The organism is Streptomyces sp. NPDC127098, from assembly GCF_042722465.1.
GTDB lineage: Bacteria > Actinomycetota > Actinomycetes > Streptomycetales > Streptomycetaceae > Streptomyces > Streptomyces millisiae.
This window is the reverse complement of the sequence record NZ_JBHXFJ010000120.1, coordinates 1-9573: the sequence shown is the minus strand read 5'-3', so window position 1 is coordinate 9573 and position 9573 is coordinate 1. Positions and strand designations below refer to the sequence as shown.

The following is a 9573-nucleotide window of genomic DNA, read 5'->3' as shown; positions in this document are numbered from 1 at the left end:
AGGTCGTTTCCACGACCGGGGGCCCGTCGCCGTCAGGCCGGGTGGGGCGGGGAGTCCAGCGGGAAGTGGCAGAGCCCCTCGTGCGGCTCGTCGACGCCGGGCCGGGACGCCGCCGGAGGCGCCTGCTCGGCGCACAGCTCGGTCGCCTGCCAGCAGCGGGTGCGGAACCGGCAGCCCGACGGGATGTCGAACGGCGAGGGGATCTCCCCGCGCAGCGCGATCTCCCGGTCCTCGCCCGCCGCGCCCGAGGCGTCGAGCGTCGGCGCGGCCGACATCAACGCCGCCGTGTAGGGGTGCAGCGGCCGGTCGAACACGTCCTCGGTGCGGCCGTGTTCGATGACCTTGCCGAGGTACATCACGGTCACCCGGTCGGCGACGTGCCGCACCACCGACAGGTCGTGGGAGATGAAGACGTAGGAGACGCCGAGCCGTTGCCGCAGGTCGGACAGGAGGTTGAGCACCTGCGCCTGCACCGAGAGGTCGAGCGCGGAGACCGGCTCGTCGCACACGATCAGGTCGGGTTCCAGCGCCAGGGCGCGGGCGATGCCGATCCGCTGCCGCTGCCCGCCGGAGAACTCGTTGGGGTAGCGGTGCGCGTCGCTCTCCCGCAGGCCGACGAGGTCCAGCAGCTCCCGCACCCGCCGCTGTCTGGCCTGGGCGGTGGGCTGCACGTCGCGATGGGTGCGCCAGGGTTCGCCGATGAGGTCGGCGGCGGTCATCCGGGCGTTGAGCGAGGCGAACGGGTCCTGGAAGACCATCTGCACCCGGCGGCGCCAGGCCAGCAGCTCCTTGCCGCGCAGCGCGAAGGGGTCGGTGCCGTCGAAGCGCACCGTGCCGGCGTCGGGTCGTTCGAGCCGCAGCAGCACCCTGGCCAGGGTGGACTTGCCGCAGCCGGACTCGCCCACCAGGCCGAGCGTCTCGCCGCGGCCGAGCCGCAGGTCCACGCCGTCGAGCGCGGTGAGCCGGCCGCGGCCGGACCGGAAGGACTTGCGGACCCCGGTCACCTCCAGCAGCGGAGCGGCGCCGCGGACGGCCTCCGGCGTCCTTTCGACGGTTGTCTCAGACACGGGCGAGCTCCTCCGAGAAGTGGCAGGCCGTCGAGCGGCCGGGTCCTGCGGGCGTCAACACCGGGCGCTCACCCACGCAGCGCTCCCTCGCCAGCGGACACCTGGCCTGGAAGACACAGCCGGCCGGCACGGCGCTGAGCTCCGGCGGGCTGCCCGGCACGGCCGGCAGCCGCTCGCCGCGGCGGGCGTGTTCCGGCACCGAGTCGAGCAGCCCCTTGGTGTAGGGGTGGCGCGGGGCGGCGAAGACCTCCCGCACCGGGCCGGTCTCCACCACGGTGCCCGCGTACATCACGGCCACGTCGTCGGCGCGCTGGGCGACCACGGCGAGGTCGTGGGTGATGAGCACGACGGCCAGGTCGTGCTCGGTCTGCAGGTCCCGCAGCAGCCGCATGATCTGCGCCTGCACGGTGACGTCGAGCGCGGTGGTGGGCTCGTCGGCGATCAGCACGTCAGGTTCGAGGGCGACGGCCATGGCGATCAGCAGACGCTGCCGCATGCCGCCCGAGAACTGGTGCGGGTAGGCGCGGGCCCGCTCGCGCGGCTCGGGGATGCCGACGCGCGCCATCAGCTCGATCGCCTTCTCCCTGGCCGCCCGCCGGGAGAGCCCGCGGTGGATGCGGAAGGGCTCGGCGAGCTGACGGCCCACCGGCTGCACGGGGTTGAGCGCGGTCAGCGCGTCCTGGAACACGATGGACAGCCGGGGTCCGGCGAGCCGTCGCCGCTCGCGCGGGCCGAGCCGCAGCACGTCGGTGCCGGCGACCTTCACCGAGCCGCCGGTGACCTCGGCAACCGGGTCGAGCAGCCCGACGACGGCCTGCGCGGTCATCGACTTGCCGCAGCCGGACTCGCCGAGCAGCGCCAGGGTGCGGCCCCGGTGCAGGGTGAAGCCGACCCGGTCCACGGCGCGGACGGTGCCGGCGGCGGTGTGCAGGTCGACACAGAGCCCGTCGACCACCAGGGCGGGGGCGTCGGCCGGCCGCTCCTCCGCCGCTCTCTTCGCTTGCGTCTTCGCGGGCATCAGGCGGTCACCTCCGGGGTGACGGGGCGGGTGCCGCGCCGCTTGCGGGGCAGCGTCAGGCGCCAGCGTTGGGCGGGGTCGGTCGCCAGCCGCACCCAGGCGGCGAGCACGGTGGCCGAGACGGTGACGAGCATGATGGCGATGCCGGGCAGGACGGCGATCCACCAGGCGCTCTGTAGGTACTGGCGGCCCTGCGCGACCATCAGGCCCCAGCTGACCTCGGGCGGCTGGATGCCGATGCCGAGGAAGCTCAGGCTGGACTCGGTGAGCATGACGAAGCAGAAGTCGAGGGTGGCGACCGTCAGCAGGGTGGGCAGGGCGATCGGCAGGAGGTGCCGGTAGATGATCGACCAGCTCGGTGTGCCGAAGGTGCGGGCCGCGTCGACGAACAGCCGGCTGCGCAGCTCGGCGGCCTCGGCCCTGGCGGTCCGCAGGTAGACCGGGACACGGGCGACGGCCAGGATCGCGACCAGGTTGCCGACGCTGGGCGCGAAGACGTAGAGGACGACGACCGCGATCAGCAGCGAGGGGAAGCTGAGGATGGCGTCGGCGAGCCGCATCGCCAGGTTCTCGCGGAAGCCGCCGTGGTAGCCGGCCCACAGGCCGAGCGCGGAGCCGACCACCAGCGAGCACAGCACGGCGGGGACGGCGACGGACAGCGTGGTGCCGGCGCCCTCGACCAGCCGGGCCAGCACGCTGCGGCCGAGCACGTCGGTGCCGAGCAGGCCGGCGAGGCCGTGGTCGAGGGAAGGGGGGCGCAGCGAGGCGTCGAGGTCCTGCCGCAGCGCCCGGTCGCCGAGGAGCAGCGGGCCGAACACGGCGACGAGGAGGACGAGGCCGAGCACGACGGCGGCGACGGCGGCGGCCCAGTCCCGGCCGAGCAGCCGCCACCAGCGCGGCTGGCGGGCGCCGGCCCTGGCGGTGGGGGCGTCGTCGGGTGGTGCGGCGCCGGTCGCGGGCTTCGCGGTGGTGGTCATCGTGGCTCCTTCTCTCAAGCCGTGACCGGCTGGCGGACGCGGGAGTCGATCAGCGCGTGCGCGACGTCGACGACGATGTTCAGGGCGAAGATCGTCACGGCCGTCAGCAGGACGGCGGCCTGGAGGACGGCGAAGTCCCGCTGGAGGATGGAGTCGATCATCAGCTTGCCGATGCCGGGCCAGCCGAAGATCGTCTCGACCACCACGGCGCCGTTGACCAGACCGATGGTGAGGTCGCCGGCGACGGTCAGGACGGGGGTGGTCGCGTTGCGCAGGGCGTGCCCGAACACGACGCGCCGCTCGCTGGCGCCCTTGCTGCGGGCGACCTTGACGTAGGGCGCGGAGAGGGCCGCCACCATGCTGCCGCGCACCACCTGCACCAGCACGCCGAAGGGGCGGATCAGCAGGGTGGCGATGGGCAGCACCCAGACCTCGGGGCCGCCGAGGACGCCGGAGGTCGGCAGCCATTCCAGGCTCACGCCGAAGACCAGGACGCCGACGATGGCGAACCAGAAGTCGGGGATGCTGGCAGCGGTCATGGCCAGCAGGCTGGAGAAGCGGTCGACCAGCGAGTTGGGCCGGTAGGCGGCGACGCTGCCGACCAGGACCGCGCCGAGGACGGCGATCAACATGGTGACGGCGGCGAGTTGCAGCGTGGCGGGGAAGGCGGTCAGCACCATGTCGGCGGCGGACTGGCCGGTGCGCAGCGACTCGCCGAAGTCGAGTCGGACCACCTGCCCCAGGTAGTCCCAGAGCTGGGCCGGTATCGACTGGTCGAAGCCGTTGGCGGCGGCGAACTCGGCCCGCTGCTCCGCGGTGGCGCTCAGCGGCAGGTAGAGGTCGACGGGGTCACCGGCGAGTCGGGCGAGGCAGAACACGCCCAGCACCACGAAGACCAGGGGGACGGCGCTGGAGAGGATGCGGTTGCGCAGGAAGACCGTCATGTCTCAGCCCTCGTCTCCGGCTCGGGCGTCGCCGGCGGGCCGCACCTCGGCCAGCCGCATCTCGTCGCCGGTGGCCGGGTCGGGCTCGTACTCGACCCCGGGAGCGAGCCCGAGCAGGCCTCGCATGTGGGCGAGGTAGGCGTACTGGGCGACGGTCTCGTCCTGGTAGGAGAGGACGTCGGCGAAGGCGTCCTGTCGGTCGGGTCCTGAGGTCGCGTCGGCCTCCGCGATCCGCCGGTCGAGGTCGGCGGTGCCGAAGGTGGACTGCGGGCCCTCGCTGAGCAGGTACTGGCTGGCGGTGAACGCCGCGTCTCCGGCCTGGTTGCCGTGCATGATGAGCAGCGCGACGGGCCCGGCGTCCTCGGGGAAGGGGCGCAGCTGGTACTGGAGGTGCGCCGCGGTGTCGGTCATGCGGATCCTTACGTTCAGACCGATCTCCGCCAGCTCGTACTGGAGGGCCTCGGCGGTCTCGGCGACCCGCGGGAACTGGCTGTTGCGGGCGATGAGGGTGATGCGCCGGTCGACGGGGACGCCGTCGGCCGCGGCCTCCTCGACCAGGGCGCGGGCGGCCTCCGGGTCGTAGGGGGTGGGGCTGAGCTCGTCGTTGAAGCCGACGACACCGCGCGGCACCAGCTGGGCCGCGGGGTCGGCCTCGCCGTCGAAGAGGGTGTCGACGATGCCGTCCCGGTCGATGGCCAGGGAGATCGCCCGGCGGACCCGGATGTCGTCCAGCGGGGCCTCGGTGCCGTCCAGGCGCAGGGCGGTCGTCTCGTTGTTGGGATAGGGGACCGAGTTCTCCTCGGAGGCGTCCTCGGGATCGATGGCGGTCGCGATGTCGGCCTCGCCCCGCTCGATCATGGCGGCCCGGACGCTGGACTCGGCGCGCCAGACGTAGCGGGCGGTGGCGTAGGCGGGCGCCTCGCCCCAGTAGTCGTCGTTGCGGCGCAGGGTGATGGAGACGCCGGTCTGCCAGTCGGCGACGGCGTAGGGGCCCGTGCCGACCGGTTCGCGGACCTTGGCCTCGGTGCTCGTGGTGCGGGGAACGATCTCCACGAAGCTGAGCCGCAGCGGCAGGATCGGGTCGGGCTCGCCCGTGGTGACCGTGAGTGTGGTGTCGCTGGTGGCCGTGGCCGTCAGCTCCATGTCGCCGAAGACGTAGCCGTCGACGTTGCAGGCCAGGTCGGAGTTGACCGCGCGGTCGATGGTGAAGGCGGCGTCCTCGGCCGTGAAGGGCTCGCCGTTCTGGAAGGTGACACCCTCACGGATGTCGAAGGTCCAGGTGGCGGGGTCCTCCGCGGACTGTTGCCAGCCGGTGGCGAGCAGCGGCAGCAGCTCGCCGGTCGTCGGGTCGCGCTCGACCAACGGCTCGGTGATGTTGGAGCGGACGACGACGCCGGTCGAGGTCAGCGACGACTCGCAGGGTTCGAGCGTCGGCGGCTCCTGGCCGAGCACGACCCGCAGGGTGTCGCCGTCCGCGCTGCCCGCGTCGCCCCCGCCGCCGCTGTTCGCCACGGCGCACGCGCTGGTCAGCAGCAGCGTGGTCGAGACGACGGCGGCGAGTGCCGCGCGGGCCCGGCCCGGTGAGGGGGTGGGAGGTACGGCAGACTTCGTCGTCATCGTCTCTCCGGAGAGCTGGAGTGGTACCGCGGGGACGCGCGAGCCGGGTGGGGAGTCACTCAGCCCACGCTGGCGTCTATACATGCGTCCCGCGTCTGCATTTGTAGACGCAGACGCTAAGCCTGCGCCCCGAGGCCGTCAAGAGTCCGGTCGTCACCTGATGCCGTGAGGCGGAGCAGCGCGTCGAGCGCGGGGTTGGCGTGCTCGGTCCGCCACACGCAGTGGGTCTCCACGACGTCCGGGCTGACCCCGTCGACCTCCGTGAACGCCAGGTTGGGCAGCCGTAGTCGAGCCGCCGTCCTGGGCACGAGACCGACCCCGAGGCCGGCGTTCACCAGGGCCAGCAGACTGTGCACCTGGCCGACCCGCTGCACGTAGTCCGGCTCCACCCTGGCCTGCCGGAACACACTGATCACCAGCTCGTGCAGGTAGCGGCTGACCACCGGGTGATAGGTGACCACCGGATACCGCCCGATGTCGACGAGCGACGGCGGGCGGCCAAGGTCGGCCAGTGGGTGGTCGCGTGGGCAGGCCAGCAGCAGGCTCTCGGCATGCACCCGCCGCACGCTCAGCACGTCCGACGGCGGCACCCCGCGGGCCAGGCCGATGTCGACGCCGCCGGCGAGCAACGCGTCGACCTGGTCCCCGGTGACCATCTCGACCAGCGTCAGCTCCACCATGGGCAGCCGCCCGGTGATGGTCCGCAGCCAGGGGCCGAGCACCGCGAGCGCGGCCATCGCCGTGAAGCTGATGGTCAGCGCGCCCGCCTCACCGCGGGCGGCGTTACGGGCGGCCGCCGGGGCGGACTCCGACAGCTTGAGGATGCGCCGCGCCTCTGCGAGGAACGCCCGCCCGGCGGCGGTCAGCAGCACGGCGCGCGGTGTGCGGACCAGCAGCTCGACCTCCAGGGCGCGCTCCAGCTTCTGCACCTGCCGGCTCAGCGGGGGCTGGGTCATCCGCAGCCGGTCGGCGGCCCGCCCGAAGTGGCCCTCCTCGGCCACCGCGACGAAGCCCCGCAGCTGCTCGAGCGTGAACCGGGTCGACATGGACACCTCCCAGACGGCGGACGAGTACCCTATGCCCTCACGGTATCGACGGATGCCTTATTGGTGTTAGACAGGTATCGACGCCGGCCATACGCTCCGGGCAGCTTCCCCCGACCCCGGAGCGGAGACGATGACCTCGTTCAGCCCTGAGACCCTGCGGTCCACCCTCGGCACGGGCCTGCTGTGCTTCCCCGTCACCCACGCCCGGCCGGACCTCACCTTCGACGAGGACGCCTACCGCGAGCATGTGGCCTGGCAGTCCTCGTTCCCGGCCTCCGGCGTGTTCGCGGCGGGCGGCACCGGCGAGTTCTTCTCGCTCACCCCGGACGAGGTGGGCCGGGTGGTCAGGGCCGCCGTCGGCTCGGTGCGGGAGGACCGGCCGGTGATCGCGCCGGCCGGCTACGGCACGGCGCAGGCCGTCGCGATGGCCAGGGACGCGGAGGCGGCCGGCGCGTCCGGCGTCTTCCTGCTCCCGCCCTACCTCACCGAGCTTTCCCAGGAGGGCCTGGTCGCCCACGTCAGGGCCGTGTGCGAGGCGACCGGGCTCGGGGTGATCGTCTACCACCGTGCCAACGCCGCGTTCGACTTCGACGCCGTCGAGGAACTGACCGACAGCTGCCCGAACCTGATCGGCTTCAAGGACGGCATCGGCGACGTCGACCTGATGACCCGCGTGCACGCCCGCCTCGACGGGCGGCTGCTGTCCATCGGCGGCCTGCCGACCGCCGAGACCTACGCCCTGCCCTACCTGGAGATGGGCGTCACCACCTACTCCTCGGCCATCTTCAACTTCCTCCCCGAGTTCGCGCTCGACTTCTACGCGGCCGTCCGCGCCCGCGACGCCGAGACCGTCTACCGCAAGCTCAACGAGTTCGTCCTGCCCTACCTCACCATCAGGAACCGCAGGGCCGGCTACGCCGTGTCCATCGTCAAGGCGGGCCTGGCAGCGGTCGGCCGCGACGCGGGCCCCGTCAGGCCGCCGCTCACCGACCTCACCACCGCCGAACGGGACGACCTGCAGGCGCTCGTCGACAAGGTGCTGGCCGGCTAGGCTCCGCGCCGCCCGACCACACCAGCCGCCCGCCCCTCACCGGACTCGCACGAGCTCCTTCTCAGGCGCCGTGGGAAGGAGCCCGCCGCATGTCCGCGACCGCCGAGCAGGCGCCCCGCACCGTTCTTCAGATCTGCCCACTGCTGCCCTCGCTCGACAAGGCGCTCGCGAGCCGACACCACGCCGTGCGGCTGACCGACCAGGCCGACCCCGACGCCTTCCTCGCCGAGCACGGCGGCGAGGTGGTCGCCGCCGTGACCACCGCGCGGATCGGCGTCTCCGACGCGCTGATGGACGCCCTCCCCCGGCTCGGAGCCATCGTCCACTTCGGGGTCGGCTACGAGACCACGAACGTGGTCCGGGCGCGCGCCCGCGGCATCGACGTCAGCAACACCCCGGACGTGTTGACGGACTGCGTCGCCGACCTGGCCGTGGGCGCCGTGATCGGCGTGCTGCGCCGGATCGCCGAGGCCGACCGCTACGTGCGCGCCGGCGCCTGGGAGTCCGGCGCCTTCCCGCTCGCCACCCGGGTGAGCGGCAAGCGGATCGGCATCCTCGGGCTCGGCCGGATCGGCCGCGCCATCGCCCGCCGGCTGGCCGCCTTCGACGCCGAACTCGGCTACCACTCGCGACGCCGCGTGGCCGACGTGCCCTACCGGTACGCCGATTCCGGGCGCGACCTCGCGGCCTGGGCCGACGTCCTGGTGGTGGCGACCGCCGGCGGCGCGGCGACCAACGGCCTGGTCTCGGCCGAGGTGCTCGCGGCCCTGGGCCCCGACGGCTATCTGGTCAACATCGCGCGCGGCTCCGTGGTGGACGAGCCGGCGCTGGTCGAAGCCCTGCTTGAGCGCCGGATCGCCGGGGCCGCCCTCGACGTCTTCGCCGACGAACCGCATGTCCCCGCGCCGCTGCTCGACCTCGACTCCGTCCTGCTCCTCCCCCACATCGCCAGCGCCACCCGCGAGACCCGGGAGGCCATGGGCGACCTCGCCCACCGCAACCTCGACCACTACATGACCACCGGCCGGCTGCTCACTCCCGTGCCGCTATGAGCGCGTAGCGCTCGTCCGCCACCGGGCCGCCCCACAGCACCGGATCCCCGCTCAGCGGCTCGACGGTAAGCCGCGCCACCAGCGGCCGGACCACCGACGCCAACTCCTCGGCCGCCATGCCGCCGCCCCACGGCAGCGACTCGGCCCCCGCCACATAGGGCGCGGCGGCCTGCCCCGCCTCCCGCCAGCGCCCCTCGACCAGCACCAGGCGCCCGCCGGGACGCAGCCGCGCCAGCCACGCCCGCAGCGCCGCCTCCGGATCCGGCAGCGTCCACACCAGGTGCCGCGCCAGCAGCACGTCGAACCGGGCGTCCCCGGTGGGCGGCTCGGCCGCGTCGCCCACCAGGAACCGCCCGCCGCGGTCGGCCGCCTGGAACTTCTCGCGCGCCCGCCGCACCATGGCCGGGGCGAGGTCGACGCCCGTGACCCGGTGCCCGGCCTCGGCCACCAGCAGGGCCAGCGAGCCCGTGCCACAGCCCACGTCGAGCACGTCGGCCGCGGCCGGCGGCAGCCAGGAGCGCAGGCGCCGGCGCCAGGCGGCGCGGGTCTCCGGGTCGCGCAGGCCGTGGTCCGGCTCCTCGTCGAACCGGTCCGCGGCCGCGTCCCAGTAGGCGGCGATCGCGGTGGTGGCGCTGGAGTGGTCGTTCATGCCGCCATCGTGCCAGGGGCCACTGACATTGATGGTGATACTCGGGTTCCGGTGGTCGTGGCTCTGCCACTGACTGACGCCCTGCTGGGTTGTCTTCGTGTTGTTCTGTCCGGCTGCCGGGACCTGTTCTCATGGCTCCGGCCGGGCGGAAC

At 73.4% G+C, this 9573-nt stretch carries 9 protein-coding genes; 2 read left to right on the top strand and 7 right to left on the bottom strand.

All coding sequences use genetic code 11. The features are described 5' to 3' along the window. Nucleotides 1-32 precede the first annotated feature (32 nt). The 6 genes from ACFWI8_RS35645 to ACFWI8_RS35620 all read right to left on the bottom strand — a co-directional run bounded on the left by ACFWI8_RS35645 (nucleotide 33) and on the right by ACFWI8_RS35620 (nucleotide 6669). Nucleotides 33-1067, bottom strand: a complete 1035-nt coding sequence (locus ACFWI8_RS35645; protein WP_387100231.1) for an ABC transporter ATP-binding protein — start codon at nucleotides 1065-1067, stop codon at nucleotides 33-35. Further along, complete coding sequence (locus ACFWI8_RS35640) at nucleotides 1060-2085, bottom strand: ABC transporter ATP-binding protein (RefSeq protein WP_387100228.1); 1026 nt, start codon at nucleotides 2083-2085, stop codon at nucleotides 1060-1062. The genes ACFWI8_RS35645 and ACFWI8_RS35640 overlap by 8 nt, the downstream gene beginning before the upstream one ends. Next, nucleotides 2085-3062: an ABC transporter permease gene (locus ACFWI8_RS35635; RefSeq protein ID WP_387100225.1), complete on the bottom strand. Its 978-nt coding sequence runs from the start codon at nucleotides 3060-3062 to the stop codon at nucleotides 2085-2087. Before ACFWI8_RS35635 ends, ACFWI8_RS35640 begins: the two co-directional genes overlap by 1 nt. Before the next feature lie 14 nt (nucleotides 3063-3076). Next, nucleotides 3077-4006 (bottom strand): ABC transporter permease, encoded by a 930-nt coding sequence (locus tag ACFWI8_RS35630; RefSeq protein WP_311595329.1) that lies wholly within the window; start codon nucleotides 4004-4006, stop codon nucleotides 3077-3079. A 3-nt stretch (nucleotides 4007-4009) separates the two neighbouring features. Then, on the bottom strand, nucleotides 4010-5623 hold the full coding sequence (locus tag ACFWI8_RS35625) for an ABC transporter substrate-binding protein (protein ID WP_387100222.1): 1614 nt from the start codon (nucleotides 5621-5623) through the stop codon (nucleotides 4010-4012). 116 nt (nucleotides 5624-5739) lie between these two features. Then, nucleotides 5740-6669, bottom strand: coding sequence for a LysR substrate-binding domain-containing protein (locus ACFWI8_RS35620; protein ID WP_387100219.1), 930 nt, complete (start codon nucleotides 6667-6669; stop codon nucleotides 5740-5742). A 130-nt stretch (nucleotides 6670-6799) separates the two neighbouring features. Here ACFWI8_RS35620 and kdgD point away from each other — a divergent pair, with 130 nt between their 5' ends. Together kdgD and ACFWI8_RS35610 are read left to right on the top strand one after the other, a co-directional pair. Beyond that, nucleotides 6800-7720, top strand: coding sequence for a 5-dehydro-4-deoxyglucarate dehydratase (gene kdgD / locus ACFWI8_RS35615; protein WP_387100217.1), 921 nt, complete (start codon nucleotides 6800-6802; stop codon nucleotides 7718-7720). Between the two features lie 89 nt (nucleotides 7721-7809). Next, nucleotides 7810-8772, top strand: coding sequence for a 2-hydroxyacid dehydrogenase (locus ACFWI8_RS35610; RefSeq protein WP_387100214.1), 963 nt, complete (start codon nucleotides 7810-7812; stop codon nucleotides 8770-8772). Here the strand turns inward: ACFWI8_RS35610 and ACFWI8_RS35605 are convergent. Beyond that, nucleotides 8753-9421: a class I SAM-dependent methyltransferase gene (locus ACFWI8_RS35605; RefSeq protein ID WP_387100211.1), complete on the bottom strand. Its 669-nt coding sequence runs from the start codon at nucleotides 9419-9421 to the stop codon at nucleotides 8753-8755. The genes ACFWI8_RS35610 and ACFWI8_RS35605 overlap by 20 nt on opposite strands. Between the last annotated feature and the right edge of the window lie 152 nt (nucleotides 9422-9573).

Coding starts and splice junctions, on each gene's coding strand:
- kdgD (WP_387100217.1), top strand. CDS start 6,800: ATGACCTCGTTCAGCCCTGAGACCCTGCGGTCCACCCTCGGCACGGGC.
- ACFWI8_RS35635 (WP_387100225.1), bottom strand. CDS start 3,062: ATGACCACCACCGCGAAGCCCGCGACCGGCGCCGCACCACCCGACGAC.
- ACFWI8_RS35630 (WP_311595329.1), bottom strand. CDS start 4,006: ATGACGGTCTTCCTGCGCAACCGCATCCTCTCCAGCGCCGTCCCCCTG.
- ACFWI8_RS35625 (WP_387100222.1), bottom strand. CDS start 5,623: ATGACGACGAAGTCTGCCGTACCTCCCACCCCCTCACCGGGCCGGGCC.
- ACFWI8_RS35620 (WP_387100219.1), bottom strand. CDS start 6,669: ATGTCGACCCGGTTCACGCTCGAGCAGCTGCGGGGCTTCGTCGCGGTG.
- ACFWI8_RS35605 (WP_387100211.1), bottom strand. CDS start 9,421: ATGAACGACCACTCCAGCGCCACCACCGCGATCGCCGCCTACTGGGAC.
- ACFWI8_RS35640 (WP_387100228.1), bottom strand. CDS start 2,085: ATGCCCGCGAAGACGCAAGCGAAGAGAGCGGCGGAGGAGCGGCCGGCC.
- ACFWI8_RS35610 (WP_387100214.1), top strand. CDS start 7,810: ATGTCCGCGACCGCCGAGCAGGCGCCCCGCACCGTTCTTCAGATCTGC.